Source organism: Citrobacter sp. Marseille-Q5395, from assembly GCF_947057495.1.
In the GTDB taxonomy this organism is placed as follows: Bacteria; Pseudomonadota; Gammaproteobacteria; order Enterobacterales; family Enterobacteriaceae; genus Citrobacter; species Citrobacter murliniae.
In genome coordinates, this window is the sequence record NZ_CAMSEL010000018.1 from 17,371 (window position 1) to 40,980 (window position 23,610).

17 protein-coding genes are annotated in these 23,610 nt (G+C 52.4%); 7 read left to right on the forward strand and 10 right to left on the reverse strand.

Annotated features, from left to right (window positions below; all coding sequences use genetic code 11):
- Positions 1-29: 29 nt before the first annotated feature.
- The 3 genes from argH to argC form a co-directional block, all read right to left on the reverse strand.
- A complete protein-coding gene (gene argH / locus OH663_RS19025) occupies positions 30-1,403 on the reverse strand; it encodes an argininosuccinate lyase (protein ID WP_048223418.1) in 1,374 nt (457 codons plus the stop codon).
- A gap of 108 nt (positions 1,404-1,511) precedes the next feature.
- Positions 1,512-2,288 (reverse strand): acetylglutamate kinase, encoded by a 777-nt coding sequence (argB, locus tag OH663_RS19030; protein WP_144243093.1) that lies wholly within the window; start codon positions 2,286-2,288, stop codon positions 1,512-1,514.
- Positions 2,289-2,295: 7 nt separating this feature from the next.
- Positions 2,296-3,300 (reverse strand): N-acetyl-gamma-glutamyl-phosphate reductase, encoded by a 1,005-nt coding sequence (gene argC, locus OH663_RS19035; RefSeq protein ID WP_200012987.1) that lies wholly within the window; start codon positions 3,298-3,300, stop codon positions 2,296-2,298.
- Positions 3,301-3,455: 155 nt separating this feature from the next.
- Between argC and argE the strand changes: the two genes are divergently transcribed.
- From argE to OH663_RS19055, 4 genes are all read left to right on the forward strand, one after another.
- Positions 3,456-4,607 carry an acetylornithine deacetylase gene (argE, locus tag OH663_RS19040; protein WP_045449364.1) on the forward strand — a complete coding sequence of 384 codons (1,152 nt, stop codon included), beginning with the start codon at positions 3,456-3,458 and terminating at the stop codon, positions 4,605-4,607.
- Between the two features lie 365 nt (positions 4,608-4,972).
- The gene (gene ppc / locus OH663_RS19045) at positions 4,973-7,624 is read left to right on the forward strand and encodes a phosphoenolpyruvate carboxylase (protein ID WP_045449361.1); all 2,652 of its coding nucleotides are present in this window, start codon (positions 4,973-4,975) and stop codon (positions 7,622-7,624) included.
- 209 nt (positions 7,625-7,833) lie between these two features.
- Complete coding sequence (locus tag OH663_RS19050) at positions 7,834-9,567, forward strand: phosphoethanolamine transferase CptA (RefSeq protein ID WP_045449359.1); 1,734 nt, start codon at positions 7,834-7,836, stop codon at positions 9,565-9,567.
- Between the two features lie 135 nt (positions 9,568-9,702).
- Positions 9,703-10,563, forward strand: coding sequence for an AraC family transcriptional regulator (locus OH663_RS19055; RefSeq protein WP_045449357.1), 861 nt, complete (start codon positions 9,703-9,705; stop codon positions 10,561-10,563).
- On the opposite strand, the gene OH663_RS19060 is transcribed toward OH663_RS19055, so the two are convergent.
- From OH663_RS19060 to OH663_RS19080, 5 genes are read right to left on the reverse strand one after another with little or no spacing between them, the layout of a single operon-like run.
- Complete coding sequence (locus OH663_RS19060) at positions 10,550-10,906, reverse strand: PTS fructose-like transporter subunit IIB (RefSeq protein ID WP_045449354.1); 357 nt, start codon at positions 10,904-10,906, stop codon at positions 10,550-10,552. The genes OH663_RS19055 and OH663_RS19060 overlap by 14 nt on opposite strands.
- A gap of 1 nt (position 10,907) precedes the next feature.
- Positions 10,908-11,786: a [formate-C-acetyltransferase]-activating enzyme gene (locus OH663_RS19065; RefSeq protein WP_200012986.1), complete on the reverse strand. Its 879-nt coding sequence runs from the start codon at positions 11,784-11,786 to the stop codon at positions 10,908-10,910.
- A complete protein-coding gene (locus OH663_RS19070) occupies positions 11,752-14,049 on the reverse strand; it encodes a formate C-acetyltransferase (RefSeq protein ID WP_045449351.1) in 2,298 nt (765 codons plus the stop codon). Before OH663_RS19070 ends, OH663_RS19065 begins: the two co-directional genes overlap by 35 nt.
- A 25-nt stretch (positions 14,050-14,074) precedes the next feature.
- Positions 14,075-14,395 (reverse strand): PTS fructose-like transporter subunit IIB, encoded by a 321-nt coding sequence (locus tag OH663_RS19075; protein ID WP_045449349.1) that lies wholly within the window; start codon positions 14,393-14,395, stop codon positions 14,075-14,077.
- A 14-nt stretch (positions 14,396-14,409) separates the two neighbouring features.
- On the reverse strand, positions 14,410-15,489 hold the full coding sequence (locus OH663_RS19080) for a PTS fructose transporter subunit EIIC (RefSeq protein WP_263525792.1): 1,080 nt from the start codon (positions 15,487-15,489) through the stop codon (positions 14,410-14,412).
- 306 nt (positions 15,490-15,795) lie between these two features.
- Between OH663_RS19080 and ptsP the strand changes: the two genes are divergently transcribed.
- From ptsP to gldA, 3 genes are read left to right on the forward strand one after another with little or no spacing between them, the layout of a single operon-like run.
- On the forward strand, positions 15,796-18,297 hold the full coding sequence (ptsP, locus tag OH663_RS19085; RefSeq protein ID WP_200012982.1) for a phosphoenolpyruvate--protein phosphotransferase: 2,502 nt from the start codon (positions 15,796-15,798) through the stop codon (positions 18,295-18,297).
- A 12-nt stretch (positions 18,298-18,309) separates the two neighbouring features.
- On the forward strand, positions 18,310-18,972 hold the full coding sequence (gene fsa / locus OH663_RS19090) for a fructose-6-phosphate aldolase (RefSeq protein ID WP_045449343.1): 663 nt from the start codon (positions 18,310-18,312) through the stop codon (positions 18,970-18,972).
- 13 nt (positions 18,973-18,985) lie between these two features.
- Positions 18,986-20,089 carry a bifunctional L-1,2-propanediol dehydrogenase/glycerol dehydrogenase gene (gldA, locus tag OH663_RS19095; RefSeq protein ID WP_048223407.1) on the forward strand — a complete coding sequence of 368 codons (1,104 nt, stop codon included), beginning with the start codon at positions 18,986-18,988 and terminating at the stop codon, positions 20,087-20,089.
- Positions 20,090-20,148: 59 nt separating this feature from the next.
- Here gldA and OH663_RS19100 read toward each other — a convergent pair whose 3' ends face one another.
- Positions 20,149-21,042 carry a DMT family transporter gene (locus tag OH663_RS19100; RefSeq protein WP_045449339.1) on the reverse strand — a complete coding sequence of 298 codons (894 nt, stop codon included), beginning with the start codon at positions 21,040-21,042 and terminating at the stop codon, positions 20,149-20,151.
- 225 nt (positions 21,043-21,267) lie between these two features.
- Entirely contained in the window at positions 21,268-23,448 is a 2,181-nt protein-coding gene (gene katG / locus OH663_RS19105) for a catalase/peroxidase HPI (protein WP_048223404.1), read from the reverse strand.
- Positions 23,449-23,610 lie beyond the last annotated feature (162 nt).

Consider the following 23,610-nt stretch of genomic DNA (forward strand, 5'->3'; position numbering starts at 1 on the left):
CACGCCAGGCCTTATAATGATCAATGCCGTTACGCGAGACGTGCCTTCGCGTAGTCAATCGCTTGTGCGACTTGCTGCGGTGAAACACCACCTTTTGCCGCACGTTTATCGAGACACGACTGCAGCGACAGAATCGGGTAAACATCATCGCTAATTACGCTGCTGAACTTCTGTAAATCAGCAAGCGGCAACGCTTCCAACGGTTTGCCCTGACGAATCGCCTCTACGACCGTTTCACCCACAATATGGTGCGCTTCACGGAACGGTACGCCTTTCGCTACCAGATAATCTGCCAGTTCGGTGGCGTTAGCATAGCCCTGCTGCGCCGCTTCCTGGCAGCGTGGGCGTTTCACCTGAATACCGTCCAGCACCAGTGCAGCCATATGCATGCAGTCCAGCCAGGTATCAAGAGCATCGAACAGCCCTTCTTTGTCTTCCTGCATATCTTTATTGTAAGCCAGCGGCAGTCCTTTCAGCGTCATCATCATTCCGGTCAGCGCGCCCTGTACACGACCGCACTTGCCACGAATCAGCTCTAACGCATCCGGGTTTTTCTTCTGCGGCATCAGCGATGAACCAGACGTCACGCGATCGGACAGCTCAACAAAGCCCGCTTCGCCGGTATTAAAGAAAATCAGGTCTTCGGCGAAGCGCGACAGATGCACCATACCGATAGAGGCGTCGGAGAGCAGCTCCAGCACGTGGTCGCGGTCAGACACACTGTCCAGGCTGTTACGGGTTGCCGAAGCAAAGCCCAGCCAGTCGGCCAGTTGCTCACGATCGATTTCATAGGCGGTGCCAGCCAGCGCGCCGCAGCCTAACGGGCTAACGTCCAGGCGCTTGAGCGTATCCTGCAGGCGGCTCTCATCACGTGCCAGCATTTCTACATAGGCCAGACACCAATGAGCAAACGTCACCGGTTGCGCGCGCTGCAGGTGAGTGTAACCCGGCATTACGGCGTCCTGGTTGTTCTCCGCCGTAACCACCAGCGCACTTTGCAACTGTCGGTTCGCGGAAAGCAATTCAATCACTGTGTCTTTGCACCACAGTTTGAGATCGGTCGCAACCTGGTCATTACGGCTACGACCAGTGTGCAGTTTTTTACCGAGTTGACCGACTTTATCGATCAGCTTACCTTCCACCCAGCTATGAATGTCTTCGGCATCGCTCTCAAGAATTTGCTGCGGATTCACACGAACCTCTTCCAGCAAAGTGTTCAGCGCCTCTTCCAACTGGAGTTGTTCATCCGCAGTCAACACGCCTACCGTTACCAACGCTTTGGACCAGGCGACAGAGCCAGTAATGTCCTGCTCCGCAAGGCGATAGTCGAAGCGCAAAGAGTCATTGAACTGTTTGAACCGTTGATCCGCAGCCTGTGTAAAACGCCCACCCCAAAGTGCCATAACTTTTTTCCTTAAGTTCTTCGATTTCAATGCCGCCGGATGATGCTATGTTCATCCAGCCTTCGGTCTTGTAGGCCCGGCAAGCAAAACGCCGTCGGGCATAAAGTCTTAAGCCAAAATACGTGTGCCAATCGGCGTGCCGTTAAACAGCGCCGGAAGCTGTTCTGCATGACGCCAGGAAGCGATATCCACCGGACGACCCAGCGTACGGGCAGCATCCAGCGCGGCGTTCACCTTCACTATCATGCCATCAGTAATAATGCCCTGCTCGATCAACTGTTCCGCTTTCGCAGCGGTCATTTCGCCAATACGCTGACCTTTGCCATCGAGGATACCACTAACGTCAGAAAGCAGGATCAGATCCGCGCCCAGCGTTGCCGCCAATGCCGTCGCCGCCTGATCGGCATTGACGTTCATCAGTAACCCATCATCTGTTACGCCAATGGAGCTGACGACCGGCAAAAAACCGCTTTCCAGCAGGGTATTAATCAGCTTAGGTGAACCCGGTTGCGCCAACCCAACGTGGCCTAACTCTTTATCAAGCGGGGTTACTTTAACGCTATCACCATCGCCAAGATACAGACCCACTGAAGAAATACGATGTTTTTTCGCCCATGCCAACAGCGTTTTATTCGCGGTTCCCGCCAGCGCACCGGTGATGATGTCAATCTGATCGGCAGGCGTCACACGCAGGCCATTTTTCTTTTTCACAGGCAGGTTAAGCTGTTTCATCAGCTCATCGACCACGCAGCCACCACCGTGCACAATGACCAGTGGACGCTGATGCGACTCGCGATAATTCACCAGCGCGGTAAACAGACGCTCCAGCGCCTCTTCGCTATCCAGTAACACACCGCCCAGCTTGATAATTAATGGATTCATCATTGCACCCTTAAATAAGAGACTGCGTTTCAGCAAAGCCGAAACGGATATTTGCACACTGCATGGCCTGTGCTGCCGCGCCCTTCAATAAATTATCTTCTGTCGCTACCACAATCAGATGCTCACCCTGAACGGCGAATCCGATATCGCAGAATGGTAAACCAACCACGTTTTTCAGTGCCGGTACACCTTTGTCATACAGACGTACCAATGGCTTATTGCTATACGCCTGCTGTAACACATCGGCGACCTGGGCGTGGGTGATACCCGGCTGCAAACGGCAGGTGATGGTTTCCAGAATCCCGCGCGGGAAGTTGCCCAAATGTGGTGTGAAAATAACGTCCGCCCCCAGATGAGTAGCAATTTCTGGCTGATGGCGATGGGTAAACACGCCATACGGCTGCAGACTGACCTCGCAAAAACTGTTCGATATTGCCACTTTACGGCCCGCGCCGCTCACGCCACTGGTGGCGTTAATCACAGGCCACTGGCTGAGATCCAGAAGATCGGCATCAATCAGCGGCTTGAGTGACAGTTGCGCTGCTGTCGGGTAACAACCAGGGACAGCAATCAGATTCGCGTCTTTCAGTTTGTCTGCGCTCCACTCAGCCAGGCCGTACACCGCCTGCTCCAGCAGGTCCGGGTGCTGGTGAGTAAAGCCATAATATTTTTCATAGAAGGCGCCGTCGTTTACACGGAACGCACCCGAGAGATCGAATACCACACAACCCGCTTGCAGAAACTGTGGCGCCAGGTCATGGCTCACTTCATGCGCTGTTGCGAGGAACACAATGTCAACCCCTGCGCTAAACTCGCTAATATCCGACATTGGCTGCAATGGTAAATCAACAATGCCCTTTAACTGCGGATGTAAATCAGAGATTAATTTTCCTGCATCATTGCTTTGCGCTGAGACAGTCAAAGCGGTTATGGTCATATCAGGATGGCGATTTACATAGGTCACAAGCTCTGCGCCAGCATAGCCACTGGCGCCCACAATCAGCGTATTCAACATCGGGGCTGTTCACCTTCTTATATTCGGTTGCCAGGTATAAGCCTTTATCACCTCACCTTACACTTGGTGGGTTTTATTACGCTTAACGTTAGTGTATTTTTATTCACAAATAATGCATGAATATTGATACTATCATGACCCGAGGTGTGTCAACAATGAAAAACAATTTACCGCCATTTATCGAGATTTACCGTGCTCTGATTGCCACACCGTCGATTAGCGCCACGGAAGAAGCGCTCGATCAAAGTAATGCAGGTTTAATCACTATGCTGGCGGACTGGTTCAAAGAATTAGGCTTCAGTGTTGAAGTCCAGCCTGTTCCTGGTACGCGCAATAAATTCAATATGCTGGCAAGTATCGGACAAGGTGCAGGTGGTCTGTTGCTTGCGGGCCATACCGATACCGTACCGTTTGATGACGGACGATGGACGCGTGATCCATTCACCCTGACCGAACACGACAATAAGCTCTATGGCCTGGGCACGGCGGATATGAAAGGCTTCTTCGCCTTTATCCTCGATGCGCTGCGCGATGTGGATGTCGCAAAACTGAAAAAGCCGCTCTACATTTTGGCGACCGCCGATGAAGAAACCAGCATGGCGGGGGCACGCTATTTCGCTGAAACCACCTCGTTACGCCCGGACTGTGCAATCATTGGCGAACCGACCTCCCTGCAACCGGTTCGTGCGCACAAAGGTCATATTTCTAATGCGATACGTATTTTGGGGCAGTCTGGTCACTCCAGCGATCCGGCGCGTGGCATTAACGCTATCGAGCTGATGCATGACGCGATTGGCCACATCATGAAGCTGCGCGATGACCTGAAAGAACGTTATCACTATGAGGCGTTTACGGTTCCGTACCCCACGCTCAATCTCGGCCATATCCACGGGGGCGATGCCGCCAACCGCATTTGTGCATGCTGCGAACTGCACATGGATATTCGTCCGCTCCCGGGCATGACGCTCAACGACCTCAATGGGTTACTAAACGATGCACTGGCTCCGGTCAGTGAACGCTGGCCGGGTCGTCTGACGGTATCCGAACTGCATCCACCCATCCCTGGCTACGAATGTCCGCCAGATCATCAATTGGTGGAAGTGGTTGAAAAACTGCTGGGCGCGCAAACGGAAGTGGTGAACTACTGCACTGAAGCGCCGTTTATCCAGACGTTATGCCCAACGTTGGTACTCGGACCGGGTTCAATTAATCAGGCGCACCAACCAGATGAGTATCTGGAAACACGCTTTATTAAACCAACTCGCGAATTGATAACCCAGGTTGTTCATCACTTCTGCTGGCATTAATTTATATTGCCCGGTGGCGTAACGCTTTCCGGGCCAACAATCGCGTGCATGCCAGCCGTGATCGTTTTGTGCTCAGTTTTGTATATTCCCATAAGCATTTCTTATCTGGCAGGTTGTGAATTAACTTTCGTAAATTCCCGCCATTTATTCGTTTGCTGAACCGATTTCGCAGCAATTGACGTCAGGGGTTTTACGTGGCTTTATAAAAGTGAATAAAGTTGAGCCTGAAAGATTTCGCAGCGCAGCAAGACGGCAAGCAGGCACATCCCAGGGAGCATAGTGACCAGGGTGAGCAAACGCAGCCAATACCGCTGTGCGTGAAAGCTACAGGGCAATCAAATTAAAGATGGGGTGTCTGGGGTCATATGAACGAACAATATTCCGCGTTGCGTAGTAATGTCAGTATGCTCGGCAAAGTGCTGGGAGAAACCATCAAGGATGCGCTGGGAGAGAACATTCTTGATCGCGTAGAAACAATCCGTAAGTTGTCCAAATCATCTCGCGCTGGCAATGAAGCTAATCGCCAGGAGTTGCTCACCACGCTACAGAACCTGTCTAATGACGAGCTACTGCCAGTTGCCCGCGCGTTTAGCCAGTTCCTGAACCTGGCCAACACCGCCGAGCAATACCACAGCATTTCGCCAAAAGGCGAAGCTGCCAGCAACCCGGAAGTGATTGCTCGCACCCTGCGTAAACTGAAAGCCCAGCCCAACCTTGATGAAGCCACCATCAAAAAAGCAGTGGAGGCGTTGTCTCTGGAGCTGGTACTGACCGCACACCCGACCGAAATTACCCGTCGCACGCTGATCCATAAAATGGGTGAGGTCAATGCCTGCCTCAAACAACTGGATAACAAAGACATCGTCGATTACGAACGCCACCAACTGATGCGCCGCCTGCGCCAGTTAATCGCCCAGTCCTGGCATACGGATGAAATCCGTAAAATACGTCCCAGCCCGGTTGATGAAGCCAAATGGGGCTTCGCCGTGGTTGAAAACAGCCTGTGGGAAGGTGTGCCGAACTATCTGCGTGAACTGAACGAACAGTTGGAAGAGCATCTGAACTATAAGCTGCCCGTCGATTTTGTCCCGGTCCGATTCACCTCCTGGATGGGGGGTGACCGTGACGGCAACCCGAACGTGACGGCGGATATCACCCGTCATGTACTGTTGCTCAGCCGCTGGAAAGCGACCGACCTGTTCCTGAAAGACATCCAGTTTCTGGTTTCTGAGCTATCGATGGTCGATGCCACTCCGGAGCTCTTAGCGCTGGTGGGTGAAGAAGGGGCGGCAGAACCTTACCGCCACCTGATGAAAATGCTGCGTTCACGCCTGATGACGACCCAGGCCTGGCTGGAAGCGCGTCTGAAAGGCGAAAAATTGCCAAAACCTGCAGGCTTGTTGACGCAAAACGAGCAGCTATGGGAACCGTTGTACGCGTGTTACCAGTCTCTGCAAGCTTGCGGTATGGGTATCATCGCCAATGGCGAACTGCTCGATACCCTCCGCCGGGTGAAATGTTTTGGCGTACCGCTGGTGCGTATCGATATTCGTCAGGAAAGCACCCGTCATACCGAAGCGCTGGGCGAACTGACCCGTTATCTGGGAATTGGCGACTACGAAAGCTGGTCAGAAGCAGACAAACAGGCCTTCCTGATCCGCGAACTGAATTCCAAACGTCCACTGCTGCCACGCAGCTGGGAACCGAGTAACGAAACCCGTGAAGTACTCGATACCTGTCGGGTGATTGCCGAAGCACCTTATGGCTCTATTGCCGCCTACGTTATCTCGATGGCGAAAACGCCGTCAGATGTGCTGGCCGTTCACCTGCTGCTGAAAGAAGCTGGCATTGGTTTTACCATGCCGGTAGCACCGCTGTTTGAAACGCTGGACGACCTGAACAATGCTGACGATGTTATGACTCAGCTGTTAAATATCGACTGGTATCGCGGTCTTATTCAGGGCAAACAGATGGTCATGATCGGCTACTCTGACTCGGCAAAAGACGCAGGCGTGATGGCGGCCTCCTGGGCGCAATATCAGGCACAGGATGCGCTGATCAAAACCTGCGAAAAAGCCGGCATTGAGCTGACGTTGTTCCACGGCCGTGGCGGTTCAATTGGACGGGGTGGCGCACCAGCCCATGCCGCGTTACTCTCCCAGCCGCCTGGCAGCCTGAAAGGCGGACTGCGTGTGACTGAGCAAGGTGAGATGATCCGCTTCAAATACGGTCTACCGGAAGTCACCATCAGCAGTCTGTCTTTGTACACGGGCGCAATTCTGGAAGCCAACTTGTTGCCACCGCCAGAGCCGAAAGATGCCTGGTGTCATATTATGGACGAGCTTTCAGATATCTCCTGCGAACTGTACCGTGGTTATGTTCGCGAAAACAAAGACTTTGTTCCGTACTTCCGCTCTGCAACCCCGGAGCAAGAGCTGGGTAAATTACCGCTAGGCTCACGTCCGGCAAAACGCCGCCCAACTGGCGGGGTAGAGTCTCTGCGAGCCATTCCGTGGATTTTTGCCTGGACCCAGAACCGCCTGATGCTTCCGGCATGGTTGGGTGCAGGTACCGCGCTGCAAAAAGTGGTTGAAGATGGAAAACAAAGCGAACTTGAAGCGATGTGCCGCGACTGGCCATTCTTCTCCACGCGTCTTGGCATGCTGGAAATGGTGTTCTCGAAAGCTGACCTGTGGCTGGCAGAGTACTACGATCAGCGTTTGGTCAAAAAAGAGCTCTGGCCGCTGGGCGAAGAACTGCGTCACCGTCTGGAAGCTGATATCAATGTGGTGCTGGCGATTGCCAATGACTCACATCTGATGGCCGACCTGCCGTGGATTGCCGAGTCTATTCAGTTAAGAAATATTTATACTGATCCGCTAAACGTTCTACAGGCAGAGCTTTTACATCGTTCGCGCCAGGCGGAAGAACAAGGTAAAGCACCGGATCCACGCGTTGAACAAGCGCTGATGGTCACTATCGCAGGTGTTGCTGCCGGTATGCGTAATACAGGTTAAGTTAATCCCCCGTCACCCTCGTGCTATTGCGCGGGGGTGACCTCGAAAACGCTTGTCATAACCACTTCATTTCAAATATATTTCCAGCCTGATTCATTCATTTCATGAATAAATCATCAACAAAACGCGATATTTACGTCGCGAAGCTTCAGTTCCTCTTAATATTTAGCCGCTACTCTTGGCGACACGATTAAAGACAGGCTCACACTATGCAATCCTTACAACTCCAGCCTAAACCTTTGTTTAGCTGGAAAGCCCTGGGTTGGGCGCTCCTCTATTTTTGGTTTTTTTCCACCTTACTACAGGCCGTTATTTATTTCAGTGGTTACAGCGGGTCTACCGGATTACGCGACTCTTTACTGTTCAGCTCACTGTGGTTGATCCCAGTATTCTTATTTCCAAACCGTATTCGCATTATCGCCGCCGTTATTGGCGTGGTGCTGTGGGCTGCTTCACTGGCTGCGCTGAGCTATTACGTTATTTACGGACAGGAGTTCTCGCAGAGCGTTCTGTACGTGATGTTTGAGACCAACGCAAACGAAGCCAGCGAATACCTGAGCCAATACTTCAGCCTGAAGATTGTCCTTATCGCATTGGCCTACACGGCAGTTGCTATTCTGCTGTGGACCCGCCTGCGCCCGGTCTATATTCCGTCACCCTGGCGTTATCTGGTGTCGTTTGCGCTGTTATACGGTCTGATTCTGCATCCGATGGCCGTTAATACGTTTATTAAACACAAACCTTTTGAGAAAACGCTGGATGGCCTTGCTTCACGTATGGAGCCAGCCGCGCCGTGGCAGTTTATCTCAGGCTACTATCAGTATCGTCAGCAACTGACCTCATTGAATAGCCTGCTGAATGAGAACAATGCGCTGCCGCCACTGGCTAACTTTAAAGATAACTCAGGTGATGCCCCGCGCACGCTGGTACTGGTGATTGGTGAATCAACTCAGCGTGGACGCATGAGTTTGTACGGTTATCCACGTGAAACCACGCCTGAGCTGGACGCATTGCACAAATCTGATCCTAATTTAACCGTGTTCAATAATGTCGTGACCTCACGTCCGTACACGATTGAAATCCTGCAGCAGGCGCTGACCTTCGCTAACGAGAAGAATCCGGATTTGTATCTGACGCAGCCGTCACTGATGAATATGATGAAACAGGCAGGGTATAAAACCTTCTGGATCACCAATCAGCAAACAATGACTGCGCGTAATACCATGTTGACCGTATTTTCTAAGCAGACGGACAAGCAGTTTTATATGAACCAGCAGCGTACCCAAAGTGCGCGCGAATACGACAGCAACGTGCTGGCTCCATTTAAAGAAGTCATGGCTGACCCGGCACCGAAAAAGTTCATCATCGTTCATCTGCTGGGTACGCACATTAAGTACAAATTCCGTTATCCGGAAGGTCAGGGCAAGTTCGATAATAATATCGACAACGTTCCTCCGGGTCTGAGCAGCGATGAACTGGAGTCATATAACGATTATGACAATGCCAATGTTTATAACGACCACATCATTGCTAGCCTGATCAAAGATTACAAAGCGACCGATCCGAACGGCTTCCTGCTCTATTTCTCTGACCACGGAGAAGAGGTATATGACACACCGCCGCATAAAACGCAGGGTCGAAATGAAGACAACCCAACTCGCCATATGTATACGGTTCCGTTCCTGCTGTGGACCTCTGAAAAATGGCAGGCCGCGCATCCACGAGATTTCTCCCAGGATGTGAATCGAAAATACAGCAGCTCTGAGCTTATCCATACCTGGTCTGATTTAGCTGGCTTCACTTACGATGGATTCGATCCGACCCGTGCTATTACCAACCCGCAGTTTAAAGAAACAACCCGCTGGATTGGTAATCCGTACAAGAAAAACGCCCTGATTGATTACGATACCCTGCCGTATGGGGATCAAATCGGGAATCAGTAATAGAATGCCTTATCCGGCCTACGATCCACTCAGTCCCGTAGGCCGGAAAGCGCAGCGCCATCCGGTAATTTATCACTTGAGACTCCCCGCTTTCGACGCTACTGTTTCCCTGTCTGCGATCTGCAAGGGATTAACATGTATCACGACATCAGCCATCTTCTCTCCCGCCTGATTAACGGCCCGACACCACTGTGCAAGGTGTATTTCCCCAGTACTAATGGTTCAATGCCAGAGCTGGCATATCAGGTTGATTTTCCGCGACTGGAGATTGTGCTGGAGGGCGAATTCACCGATAGCAGTGTTGCAGGCGCATCCACTACGTTAACGCCTTATGATGTTCTGTATATCCCGGCAGGGGGCTGGAACTTCCCACAATGGCAAACACCGGTAACGACGCTGAGCATCTTATTCGGCAAACAGCAACTGGGTTTCAGTGTCGTGCAGTGGGATGGTAAGCAGTATCAAAACCTCACAAAGCAACACGTCGCACGACGCGGGCCACGTATCGGTTCTTTCCTGTTACATACACTCAATGAAATGCAGATGCAGCCTCAGGAGCAGCAAACGGCCAGACTGATCGTCTCCAGTCTGCTCAGCCATTGTCGCGACCTGCTGGGAAGCCAGATCCAGACGGCGTCACGCAGCCAGGCGCTTTTTGAAGCTATTCGTGACTATATTGACGAACATTACGCCTCTCCGCTCACCCGGGAATCCGTGGCCCAGGCGTTCTACATCTCTCCAAATTACCTTTCGCACCTGTTTCAAAAAACAGGGACCATTGGCTTTAACGAATACCTGAACCATACGCGGCTGGAGCACGCAAAGACGCTACTAAAGGGTTACGATCTGAAAGTCAAAGAAGTGGCCCACACCTGTGGATTTGTTGACAGCAATTACTTCTGTCGCCTGTTTCGAAAAAATACCGAGCGTTCACCTTCAGAGTATCGTCGGCAATATCACAGCCAGTTGACGGACAAGAAAGTTAGTCCAGAATAAGATGAGTATGTTGTGGTGCCGACAGTACTTTACGTACGGCACTCATCACCCGTTGAGGTTCCCGCAAAAAAGCGCTAATTCCCGACTGGACGTAACGACTTTGCGTAAATCGCTCAGCACCTGCCAGCTCAATATCGGTAATCAGCAACACCACATCGGCGCGACTAATATCGTCTTCCGTCAAACGATTCTCCGTTCCCAGCGCCCCCTGAGTTTCAATCTTGATGTTCCACTTGTCCTGCTGAAAGAGTTTTTCCAGCCGCTCGGCAGCCATATAGGTATGTGCGACGCCGCTGACGCAAGCGGTCACTGCAACCAGATATCGAACAGATGCGACTGCCATATCAACCTCCTACGGTTACCTGAAATCCGGCGTCTTCTGCCATCTTACGCAACGTCGCCACCTCTTGTGCTGACGGGGCGGGCACATCCTTCATCGACCACTGCTGCCCAAGAAGGCGATATTTCGGCTCACCATACTGATGAAACGGTAGCAGATGTACTTGCTTTATATCTAATGATGACAATAAGGTCAGCGCACGCTGCATGTTCTCCACGCTGAGCGTAAAGCCCGGAATCAGCGGCAGACGAGGGATCACATTGACCCCCTCACCAACTAATAGCTGTAAATTCTTTAGTACACGCGGCAGATTCATATTCACCATCTCGCGAGCCTGGCGTTCATCCATAATTTTAAGATCGAAAAGCACCTCATCGCATAACTTTGCCAGCGGGAGCAGACGACTGGCGGGAGCATCCCCCGCCGTTTCAATCGCGCACTGCACACCGTTGCGTCGCAGACGCTGTAAAAACCGGATGGCGAAAGCGGCCTGCATCAGTACTTCGCCACCAGAAAGCGTCACCCCGCCACCAGAGGTTTGAAAGAAAATATCATCTTTCATTACCTCACGTTCCAGCGCATCAAGGGAGATATCACGACCAATGTGCTCAAACGCGCCGGAAGGGCATTCATCGACATCTCGCAGACACGGTGCGCAGTGCAGACATTTACTCTCCCGCCGTACTGTTTCAATACGCGGGGAAATAGATTCAGGATTAGCACACCACGGACAGGTGTGCGGGCAGCCTTTAAAAAAGACTACAGTGCGGATCCCCTGCCCGTCATTCAGCGAGTAACGCTGAATATTGAAAATGCGTGCAACCTCCTCGCCAGATACCTCCACAACCTCACAGTTGATGTGCGGTCCGGCGAATAATGTCATCCTGAATCTCCTTCGATAATTCGACAAAGAAAGCGCTGTATCCAGCCACGCGAACCACCAGTCCGGCGAAGTCCTGCGGACGCTGCTGGGCTTCCCGCAACGTATCGGCATTCACCACGTTAAACTGGATATGCTGTAGTTTAAGCTGGGTAAACGCCCGCAAGAAATCCGCCAGCTTGCGCAAACCAGCCTCACCTTCCAGCGTGGCCGGTGTGAACTTCACGTTCAATAACGTGCCGTTCGACAGCAGGGTGTTGTCCAGCTTACTAACTGACTTCAGCACCGCTGTCGGCCCCTGCATATCCTGACCGAGCATCGGCGATAAGCCGCCATCAGCCAGCTGCTCCCCGGCATAACGACCGTCCGGCGTCGCCCCAACGACCGATCCCAGCGGTACGTGTGCAGATACGGTATATGAACCGGGTGTAAATTGCCCACCGCGCGGATTCTGGTATTTTTCCACCTCTTTGCAATAATGACGCAGCAGTTCGGCACTGATGTTATCCACATCATCAATATCGTTACCGTATTTCTCAAATCGGTTAATCAGTCTGGCGCGAATTTTCTCGCCCTCCGTCGTAGCGAAATTACGCTTCAATACCGACAACAGCTCGTCAAAACTTAAGCGCTGCTGTTCGAATACCAGCCCATTAAGGGCATGCAGAGAGTCACTCAGGTTGGCAATACCGATCCCTTGTACGCCGGAGAAATTGTAACGCGCTCCACCATCGGTGATATCGCAGCCCTTCACCAGACAATCGTTAATAAACGAGGAGAGCAACGGTACCGGAGCCCAGTCACGATGACCGATGTCGCAAATATTACTCCCTTCCACCATCAGGGTAATGTAGTGGCTGATTTTGGCTCGAATGTGTGACAGCAGACCTCCGAACGTCAACTCGTGGTTACCCTCATTCTCATACAGGCTGATTTCCATCACTTTCAGCAAATTAAACATGGCAATATCGTGCAGACCGTAGGTTCTACCCGGGATCGACAGCTCCACACAGCCCACCACCGCGTAATCTCGCGCATCTTCCAGCGATACGCCCCGGTTCAGGAAAGCAGGCACCACCACTTCGTCGTTAAAGACTTGAGGAATACCGGTGCCCAGGCGGATGGTTTCCGCCGTTTTCATCAGGAATGGCGTATCAATTAACGCATTGGTGCGTACACCGAGATTTGGCTGTGGTAGTTGCACACTCTGGTAGGCATCAAGGCAGAGGAAAGAGAGCACGTTTACCGCACTGCGCCCGCTCTCCGTCAACCCACCAAGCAATGCGGTATACCCCGTCGGGAATCCGGCGAAGTAGCGCGCGCTACTGGTGGAACGCAGCAGCACGATGTCATTGCATTTCACCCACAGCGATTCGAGCAGTTCTTTTAAGAAGGCTGGATCGTCTCCCTGGGTCAGGGAAACCTGGTAAAACGGCAGCATATACTGATCAAAACGTCCCAGCGAGAGCGAGCTGGCATTGGATTCATACTGCAGAATGATGTTCATGTACCAGAACAACTGGCACGCCTGCCAGAAAGTTTGTGGCTTATGTTGCATGTTATGACGAGAGTTAGCAGCAATAGCGAGCAGTTCCTGACGACGATGCGCATCCGGACAGCTTTCCGCCATTTTCTCTGCCAGTGTGGCATAACGTTGAATGTGGTTTTGCGAGGCCTCAAGTAACAACAGCGCCGCCTGATAAAAATGGTTATCCGGATTCAGTCGACTATGTGTACGCATCTGCGATACCAGTTCACCCAACCCGTGTTTCAACAGGTGCGGATAATCAATAATGATATGCCCCTGTCCTTTATCCGTTTGGTTAATGCTAAAAATCTGCGTACTGACTGCCGCCTTCACCTCATCGGTCATCTGGCCGTTGATGAAATCTTTCATCGAGCGTTTTTCCCAGTAGGGAAACAACACCTCGCGATAGAGACGCTTATCTTCTTCGCTGATGTCAAAACGATCCTGCGGACGTGTCGGGAACTGATCCAGCTCCTTAAGCAACCAGTACGGGTCCATTTCCGGCGACATAATACCTGCTCGCGGCTTCACGGTACGGTTCCCGGCAATCAGCTCCTCATCACGAATCGATATTTCAACATGCTCAAGGATATATGCGGTTGCTTTAGCCCGACGCAGAATAACCGGCTCCCCTTCTGTCTGCTGATGGCTGGCGGTATACAGCTGCGCACGCTCGAGCGAAATCTCACGATGGTTTTTAAACAGAGCGGCTTTGAGGCGTTGAATACGATTCGTCATGAGGCAGGCTCCCTGGCATATAAAGTTACGCGGTTTGCGCCAAATGCGCGCCAATCTTGTTCATGATGGCATCGGCACGTTTTACCGCATCGCTAATGTTGACACGAACGATGGTTTTCCCCGCAAAGCGCTCCTCAAACTTGATACCGATATCTTTGGTCAGAATCACCATATCGGCATCTGCCACATCCGCTGCGGTCAGTTCGTTTTCCAGACCAATCGAACCCTGTGTCTCAACTTTTATCTCCCAGCCCCTGGCCTTCGCTGCGTTTTCCAGCGCTTCGGCTGCCATATAGGTGTGTGCAACACCAGAAGGACATGCTGTTACTGCGATAATTTTAGTCATAGCTCATTCCTCACTTAATTCGTTTCAAAATCCAAATCCAGATCGTCTTCATTCTCGTCAACCAGAGACACTTTCTTCCTTGCCAGACTTTTCAGCACGTTAACGCAGACCGCCGTCACCACTGCCCCAACCACGACCGCCGCGATATAACCTAGTTTTCCTTCCACAACGGGCAGAACGATTAAGCCCCCCCAACCGGCATAACACTGTGCGCCAAACAACGCGGCCGTTACTGCACCACAAGTCGAACCGACCATAATGGATGGAATTACGCGCAGTGGGTCAGCAGCAGCAAAAGGAATCGCCCCTTCCGTAACACCAACACACCCCATCACTAATGCGGCTTTACCCGCTTCGCGTTCTTCAGAAGAGAAATTTTTACGACTCATTAGCGTCGCTAGCCCTAATCCCAGCGGTGGTACACAGATCCCCACAGCCGCTATCGCTACCACGGTATAAACACCCTGCGCTACGCAAATCAGCATGAACGCATAAGCAACCTTGTTAATCGGGCCACCCATATCAAAAGCCAGCATCAGACCCATAATGACCGCTAACATCACGACACTGCCCTGCTGCATTCCCTGCAACCATTGCGTCAAATTGGCGGTTAACGCACCGACCGGTTCACCCAGTCCCCACATCATGATGCCCGCAGTAATAAAGGTGCCGACAATAGGAATAACAAAGATGGGCATTACCGAGCGCAACACCTTATGCACCGGAATCTTCTTCAGATAGTGAACAACAATACCGCCGATGACCCCGGCAATTAGCGCGCCAAAGAATCCAGCGCCAAAGCTGTTGCCCACCCAGGCACCAATCGCACAAGGTGCCAGCGCAGAGCGCTCGGCGATCGAGTACCCGATGTATGCCGCAAGAAAAGACACCATTAAGGTCAGCCCGGCGACACCAATATCGAATAGCTTCTTGAGATTGGGATCGGTCACAGCATCCGGTACCGCTCCTTTGCCATACAGCATGACGGAGACCGCCAGTAAAATACCGCCCGCTACGACGAAGGGGATCATATGCGAAACACCTGTCATCAGGTGCTGACGGGTGTTTTTCAGGATCTGCACCAACTCTTTCATAAGTCGCTCCCGGGCTTTTTGAGGCCCATGTCCATAATGTTGTTGCGGAAACAATAGGCAATCCGATGCAGCGCAGACAGTGGATAAAAAGGCCATTTACTGGATTTTTGTAATATCAGTACAAAAATGCGATCCGCCTCATAACTTGCGGAATACCAGGAATTCTTAAATGGATTAAGACTTGTGAGGTATATCCCACTTTGAAACTTACATTACATTTGTCCAGTTTTTGACAGATTTGTCACATGGCAGGCCTGGGCATTGCCCTTTTATTCTGTAGTCAGAAATCGTTATGGGAGAGAGGCTATGGCCCTGATTGTGGAATTTACTTGTGAGCTACCCAATGGCGTACATGCCCGTCCGGCAAGCCACATTGAAACGCTGTGCAACAGCTTTATCTCACGCATTGAGTGGCATAATCTTCGCACTGACCGAAAGGGCAACGCCAAAAGCGCGCTGGCGCTGATTGGCACCGACACTCTGGCAGGTGACAACTGTCAACTGCTGATCTCCGGTGCCGATGAGGAGACTGCTCACCAGAGATTGAGTCAGTGGTTACATGATGAATTCCCTCACTGTGATGCCCCGATGGAAGAGGTCAAAAACAGTGAACTGGAACTGCTTCCGACGTCACTAACGAATCTTAATCCTCAGCTTTTTCGAGCCAGGGCAGTCTGCAGCGGCAGTGCAGGCGGCATGCTGACACTTCTCTCTTCACTGGATCTTAACGCGCTCGGCGAACTCCCCACTGCCAACGATGTGGAAGCCGAGCAATCCATGCTCGATAATGGCTTGACGCTGTTGATGAAGAATATTGAGTTCCGCCTGCTCGACAGCGATGGTGCAACCAGTGCAATTCTGGAGGCTCACCGCTCACTGGCCAGTGACACCTCCCTGCGTCAACATTTGCTGACAGGCATTTCTCGTGGTTTAAGCTGCGCCCAGGCGATTGTCGAAAGCGCCAACCATTTCTGTGATGAGTTCACCCGCTCCAGCAGCAGTTATTTACAAGAACGCGCACTGGACGTACGCGACGTCTGCTTCCAACTTCTGCAACAAGTTTATGGCGAACAGCGCTTCCCTGCACCGGGAAAACTCAGCCAGCCAGCAATCTGTATGGCTGATGAACTCACACCCAGCCAGTTCCTCGAACTGGATAAAACATTCCTTAAGGGCTTATTGCTAAAAAGCGGTGGCACGACTTCCCATACGGTTATTCTTGCACGCTCATTCAATATTCCCACGCTAGTGGGCGTGGATATTGAAGCCTTAACGCCGTGGCAACAACAAACCGCCTACATCGACGGCAACGCAGGCGCGATCGTCGTCGCGCCGACTGAACCCGTTGCCCGCTACTACCAACAGGAAGCCCGCGTACAGGAGGCCTTGCGCAAACAACAGCGTATCTGGCTGACTCAGGAAGCTCGTACTGCAGATGGTATACGTATGGAGGTTGCAGCCAACATTGCTCATTCCGTGGAAGCACAGGCGGCTTTTGGCAACGGTGCAGAAGCCGTTGGCTTGTTCCGTACAGAAATGTTGTATATGGACCGCACCAGCGCTCCCGGTGAAAATGAGCTGTACAACATTTTTTGCCAGGCACTGGAGTCCGCACAAGGACGCAGCATTATTGTGCGGACCATGGACATCGGTGGTGATAAACCCGTTGACTACCTGAATATTCCAGCCGAAGCGAACCCGTTCCTCGGCTATCGCGCAGTCCGTATTTATGAAGAGTACGCTTCGCTGTTTACTACGCAGCTCCGGGCGATACTTCGAGCCTCTGCACACGGCAGCCTGAAAATCATGATCCCAATGATCTCCTCAATGGAAGAGATCCTGTGGGTCAAAGAGAAGCTGGCAGAAGCCAAACAACAGTTGCGTAATGAACATATCCCGTTTGATGAGAAGATTCAGCTCGGCATCATGCTGGAAGTACCATCAATAATGTTTATCATCGATCAGTGTTGCGAAGAAATTGATTTCTTTAGTATTGGTAGCAACGACCTGACCCAGTACCTGCTGGCGGTCGATCGCGACAACGCCAAGGTTACGCGCCACTACAATAGCCTGAATCCAGCTTTCCTGCGCGCTCTGGATTTCGCGGTACAGGCGGTACATCGTCAGGGTAAGTGGATTGGCCTGTGCGGTGAACTTGGCGCAAAAGGATCGGTGTTGCCGCTACTGATTGGCCTGGGATTAGATGAAATCAGCATGAGCGCACCATCCATTCCTGCCGCCAAAGCACGGATGGCGCAACTGGACAGCCGCGCCTGCCGCCAGTTACTGAATCAGGCGATGGCCTGTCGCACCTCGCTGGAAGTGGAGCACTTGCTGGCCCAGTTCCGCATGTCTCAACAGGATGCCCCGCTGGTTACGGCGCAATGTATTACTCTGGATAGCGACTGGCGCAACAAAGAGGAAGTGATCAAAGGAATGACTGACAACCTGCTGCTGGCAAATCGTTGTCGCTACCCGCGCAAGCTGGAGGCCGATCTGTGGGCACGTGAAGCGGTCTTCTCCACTGGATTGGGCTTTAGCTTCGCCATTCCGCACAGCAAGTCTGAACATATTGAACAATCCACGATTAGCGTGGCGCGCCTGACAGCACCTGTACGCTGGGGTGATGAAGATGCACAATTCATCATCATGCTTACGCTCAACAAACACGCCGCCGGTGACCAGCATATGCGTATTTTCTCACGCCTGGCGCGCCGCATTATGCATGAAGAATTCCGCAACGCACTGGTTAACGCGGCATCTGCCGATGCTATTGCCAGCCTGCTGCAACACGAGCTTGAACTTTAAGAGGGTATTTATATGGAACTGTATCTGGATACCGCCAACGTGGCGGAAGTTGAACGTCTGGCCCGCATCTTCCCTATCGCAGGTGTGACCACCAACCCGAGCATTGTGGCGGCAGGTAAAGAGCCCATCTGGGACGTACTGCCACGCCTGCAAAAGGCCATTGGCGAAAATGGCGTTCTGTTTGCCCAGACGATGAGTCGGGATGCGGATGGCATGGTGAAAGAAGCCAAACGCCTGAGCAACGCGGTACCGGGCATCGTGGTGAAAATTCCGGTCACTTCCGAAGGTCTCGCAGCTATCAAACAATTGAAAAAAGAAGGCATTACAACACTCGGCACCGCCGTATACAGCGCGGCGCAGGGACTGCTGGCAGCGCTGGCCGGGGCAAAATATGTCGCACCGTATGTTAACCGTATTGACGCTCAGGGCGGCGACGGTATCCGCACGGTACAAGAGTTGCAAACATTGCTGGAGCTGCATGCACCAAACAGCATGGTGCTGGCAGCCAGTTTTAAAACGCCACGTCAGGCACTGGATTGCTTACTGGCAGGATGTGAGGCAATCACCCTGCCATTAGATGTAGCGCAACAAATGCTCAACACCCCTGCGGTAGAGTCAGCAATAGAGAAGTTTGAGCAGGACTGGAACAACGCATTTGGTCACATCAACCTGTGAAGAGGATTAAAGTATGGATCGCATAATTCAATCACCTGGTAAGTACATCCAGGGGGCAGATGTTATTACCCGTCTTGGCAGCTATCTCAAACCACTGGCAGAACGCTGGCTGGTCGTTGGGGACAAGTTTGTCTTAGGTTTTGCACAACCCGCTGTAGAAAAAAGCTTCCATGATGCCGGTTTATCACTGGAAATCGTGCCATTTGGCGGTGAATGTTCACAAAACGAAATCGACCGCCTGCGCGGTGTGGCTGAACAAGCGAAGTGTGGCGCGGTTCTCGGTATTGGCGGTGGTAAAACGCTGGATACCGCGAAAGCGCTGGCTCACTTTATGGACGTGCCCGTCGCCATTGTGCCAACCATTGCTTCAACCGATGCGCCATGCAGCGCGCTATCCGTGATTTATACCGATGCTGGCGAATTCGATCGCTATCTGCTGCTGCCCAACAATCCGGACAGGGTTATTGTTGACACCAAAATTGTGGCGGGCGCACCGGCGCGTCTGTTAGCTGCGGGTATTGGCGATGCGCTGGCGACCTGGTTTGAAGCACGCGCCTGTTCACGCAGTGGCGCCACCACAATGGCGGGTGGTCAGTGTACTCAGGCTGCGCTGGCGCTGGCTGAACTGTGCTACAACACGCTGATTGAAGAAGGCGAAAAAGCCATGCTTGCCGCCGAGCAGCATGTGGTTACCCCGGCACTGGAACGCGTCGTAGAAGCCAACACCTATCTGAGCGGCGTCGGTTTTGAAAGCGGTGGTCTGGCAGCCGCGCACGCAATCCATAACGGCCTGACGGCAATCCCGGATGCACATCACTACTACCACGGCGAGAAAGTGGCTTTCGGCACGCTAACGCAACTGGTACTGGAAAACGCACCGGTAGAAGAAATTGAAACCGTTGCCGCATTGTGCCATTCCGTTGGTCTGCCGATTACGCTGGCGCAGCTGGACATCAAACAGGATATTCCAGCCAAAATGCGCATAGTGGCACAAGCAGCCTGTGTCGAGGGCGAAACAATTCACAACATGCCTGGCGGTGCGACACCCGATCAGGTTTATGCCGCCCTGCTGGTGGCAGACCAGTACGGTCAGCGTTATCTGCAGGAATGGGAATAAAATCTGACCAAGACCCCCGGCTCACGCCGGGAGTCTTTTTGAATGTCCTTCCTGTCGCTTCATTTTCCATCCGCCTGCGTTTTCCGGCTCACAAGCGCTAACGCCAGTACAATCAGCACAATGCCGCCGCCTTCAATCGGTCCTGGATTTTCACCAAGCAACCACCAGGAAAACAGCACACCGCATACTGGCACCGCCAGCGTACTTAAACTGGCAATGCTCGCAGGCAGATTTTTCAGCACAAACAACCACAGGCTCCAGGCCAGCGCAGTGGCCAGAATAGCGCTATAGGCCAGTGCCCAAAAAACAATAGGTTGCCAGTTAACTTCCGGTTGGGGCACCCACCAGGCAACGACGCTCATGACCAGCGCGGCATACAGCATTTGCCACGCCGTGAGTGAGAGCAAATCAATCCTGGGATGACGAGCGTACATTCGCTTGGCGACAATTGCGCTCGCCCCCCAGCTCACACCGGAAAGGATCGCCAGCAGCGCACTTTTCATCGAGGTGAAATCAAGCTGCCACGGTTGCATCACCAGCACCAGTCCAACAGCGGCAATGCCGATTGCCGCATATTGCATACGTCGAAACCGCTCCCCCAGAAACAACGCCGCCAGGATCACCACCCAGAATGGCATGGTATAAGTGAGGATGGCGACCTTTCCCGCCCCGCCGCTGACCAGCGCCCATTGCGCCAGTCCGATCATGCCACAGGTCTGTAACAACGCTATCGCCAGGGTAAATTTAAACGGCGTCGGTCTTAATCCACGACCACGCAAGAGCAAAACAAGAAATAAGACGAGGGTGCCGAAAATACAGCGAAGAGATGTAAAGTCGAACGCGCCAATATAGCTCGTGACTTGCTTCATGAAGATCCAGCTATAACTCCAGATAAGAGTGAGAACGAGAAGACCACTGACAGCCAGTGGGTTGCTCTTTCCTGAGGCAGACATGATAAATCCCGTAGAGTGACGTTTCCTTTATGTACTATACCCTAAATAATTCGAGTTGCAGGAAGGCGGCAAAGGAAGAAATCCCCAGGGGCATAGATAACTATGTGACTGGGGTTTCTGAGTGTAGCCAACACACCGGCAACTTGAAGTATGACCGGTATATACGCCTCAAAAAAAACTTCAGCGACTGCCGGGAAGCAGCCGCTGAAGTGTTAGACGTTGAGATTACAGCAGATCAAAACGGTCCAGATTCATCACTTTCACCCATGCCGCGACAAAGTCCTTCACGAACTTCTCGTGGGCATCGCTGCAAGCATAAACTTCTGCCAGTGCACGCAGTACCGAGTTAGAACCGAATACCAGATCGGCGCGGGTAGCGGTGTATTTCACATCACCGTTCAGGCGGTCGCGCCCTTCAAACAGTTCTTGCGACTCATCCACCGCTTTCCATTCGTTGCGCATATCCAGCAGATTGACGAAGAAATCATTGCTGAGCACGCCAGGACGATCGGTAAAGACGCCATGCTGGCTACCATCAAAGTTGGTTCCCAGCACACGCATACCACCCACCAGCACGGTCATTTCCGGTGCGGTTAACGTCAACTGCTGCGCTTTATCAATCAGCAGCGATTCGGTGGTTGATACGTCAGGACGGGAACGATAGTTACGGAAGCCATCGGCAATCGGCTTCAGCAATTCAAACATCTCAATATCGGTTTGATCCTGACGCGCATCCACGCGGCCTGGAACAAAAGGTACAGTGATACTGACGCCCGCTGCGCTTGCTGCCTTCTCCACACCGACAACACCGGCCAGCACGATAATATCGGCCAACGAGGCTGTATGGGCAGATTTATAGATACCTTCCAGCACAGGCAGAACACGTGCAGCAGTGGCATTCACATCCCAACCACGTTGTGGATTCAGCGCCAGGCGAGCACCGTTAGCACCGCCACGTTTGTCACCACCACGGAATGTAGAAGCCGAAGCCCACGCCACCGATACCAGCTCGCCTACGGAAAGTCCGGAAGCCGCGATGGTCGCCTTCAGGTTAAGAATATCTTCTTCGCTTGGGTTGAAGAACGCATGCGGCAGCGGATCCTGCCAAATCAGATCTTCTTGTGGTACTTCCGGTCCAATGTAACGCGCTTTCGGCCCCATATCACGGTGCGTCAGTTTAAACCACGCACGGGCAAAAGCTTCGTTGAACGCCTGCGGATCGTTAAGGAAACGACGAGAGATTTTCTCGAACTCAGGATCAAAACGCAGCGTCAGGTCGGTGACCAGCATCGTCGGCTTACGTTTTTTCGACGGATCAAACGGATCAGGAATGATTTCTGGCGCATCAACCGCTTCAAACTGGATGGCACCGGCCGGGCTGCGAGTTTGTACCCATTCGTATTTGAACAGGTTCTCGAAGAAATAGTTGCTCCACTGGGTTGGTGTTTGCGTCCAAACCACTTCCAGACCAGACGTGATAGCATCTGCGCCCGCACCGCTACCATAGCTGCTGGCCCAGCCTAAACCCTGTGCTTCAATCGGTGCTGACTCTGGGTCGGCCCCGACATGTGATGCAGGTGCTGCACCATGAGTTTTACCTAACGTATGGCCACCACCGATTAGCGCTACGGTTTCTTCGTCGTTCATCCCCATGTTGCCGAATGTCGCACGAATAGCTGCAGCTGCAGAAAGCGGCTCACCGCTGTGATCCGGACCTTCCGGGTTTACATAGATAAGCCCCATCTCGGTCGCGCCCAATGGCGCTTTTGCCAGCTCTTCAGGGTGGCGGTGAGTCAGCCAGGCTTTCTCATCACCCCAGTTTACGTCAAGATCCGGTTCCCAGACGTCTTCACGACCAGCACCAAAACCGAAGGTACGGAAACCTGAGTTTTCCAGCGCTACGTTACCCGCAAGGATAAACAGATCAGCCCAGGAAATTTTCTGACCATATTTCTGCTTAACTGGCCACAGCAGACGGCGTGCCTTATCAAGACTCACGTTGTCCGGCCAGGAGTTCAGTGGTGCAAAACGCTGCTGTCCACGACCCGCTCCACCGCGTCCATCAATAGAGCGATAGGTACCTGCGCCGTGCCATGCCATGCGGATAAATAAACCGGCATAAGTGCCCCAGTCAGCGGGCCACCACGGTTGAGATTCGGACAGGAGGGCTCTGAGATCCCCTTTCAGGGCAGAATAGTCGAGTTTGCTAAATTCTTTGCGGTAGTTAAAGTCCTCACCCAGTGGGTTCGAACGGTTGGAATGTTGGTTCAGCAGATCTACACGGAGTTGATTAGGCCACCAGTCGCGGTTGCTCGTTCCTGCTCCCGCGCTCTGGTCGTGACCGCCTTGATGAAAAGGACACTTACCGGCAGTTGATGCGTTATGGTTATCGTCGGACATGCTCATCTATATGCTCCCTTTACAGTGTTCTGACTACGATATACACCACCAGAGATAAGATATAGTCGAAATAACCCACAGATTCGATAGCTAATTCCTTTTATATTTTAAGTTACAGAGATGTAGATCAAAATGATCAATAAAAAGCCCTCCGTAGAGGGCTGGGGC

Excerpts from the sequence above, each read along its gene's own strand:
- OH663_RS19055 (WP_045449357.1), top strand. The coding sequence starts at position 9,703 with ATGTATCACGACATCAGCCATCTTCTCTCCCGCCTGATTAACGGCCCG.
- argC (WP_200012987.1), bottom strand. The coding sequence starts at position 3,300 with ATGTTGAATACGCTGATTGTGGGCGCCAGTGGCTATGCTGGCGCAGAG.
- OH663_RS19070 (WP_045449351.1), bottom strand. The coding sequence starts at position 14,049 with ATGACGAATCGTATTCAACGCCTCAAAGCCGCTCTGTTTAAAAACCAT.
- OH663_RS19075 (WP_045449349.1), bottom strand. The coding sequence starts at position 14,395 with ATGACTAAAATTATCGCAGTAACAGCATGTCCTTCTGGTGTTGCACAC.
- katG (WP_048223404.1), bottom strand. The coding sequence starts at position 23,448 with ATGAGCATGTCCGACGATAACCATAACGCATCAACTGCCGGTAAGTGT.
- OH663_RS19050 (WP_045449359.1), top strand. The coding sequence starts at position 7,834 with ATGCAATCCTTACAACTCCAGCCTAAACCTTTGTTTAGCTGGAAAGCC.
- OH663_RS19065 (WP_200012986.1), bottom strand. The coding sequence starts at position 11,786 with ATGACATTATTCGCCGGACCGCACATCAACTGTGAGGTTGTGGAGGTA.
- OH663_RS19060 (WP_045449354.1), bottom strand. The coding sequence starts at position 10,906 with ATGGCAGTCGCATCTGTTCGATATCTGGTTGCAGTGACCGCTTGCGTC.
- argE (WP_045449364.1), top strand. The coding sequence starts at position 3,456 with ATGAAAAACAATTTACCGCCATTTATCGAGATTTACCGTGCTCTGATT.
- argH (WP_048223418.1), bottom strand. The coding sequence starts at position 1,403 with ATGGCACTTTGGGGTGGGCGTTTTACACAGGCTGCGGATCAACGGTTC.
- OH663_RS19080 (WP_263525792.1), bottom strand. The coding sequence starts at position 15,489 with ATGAAAGAGTTGGTGCAGATCCTGAAAAACACCCGTCAGCACCTGATG.
- ptsP (WP_200012982.1), top strand. The coding sequence starts at position 15,796 with ATGGCCCTGATTGTGGAATTTACTTGTGAGCTACCCAATGGCGTACAT.
- ppc (WP_045449361.1), top strand. The coding sequence starts at position 4,973 with ATGAACGAACAATATTCCGCGTTGCGTAGTAATGTCAGTATGCTCGGC.
- gldA (WP_048223407.1), top strand. The coding sequence starts at position 18,986 with ATGGATCGCATAATTCAATCACCTGGTAAGTACATCCAGGGGGCAGAT.
- fsa (WP_045449343.1), top strand. The coding sequence starts at position 18,310 with ATGGAACTGTATCTGGATACCGCCAACGTGGCGGAAGTTGAACGTCTG.
- argB (WP_144243093.1), bottom strand. The coding sequence starts at position 2,288 with ATGATGAATCCATTAATTATCAAGCTGGGCGGTGTGTTACTGGATAGC.
- OH663_RS19100 (WP_045449339.1), bottom strand. The coding sequence starts at position 21,042 with ATGTCTGCCTCAGGAAAGAGCAACCCACTGGCTGTCAGTGGTCTTCTC.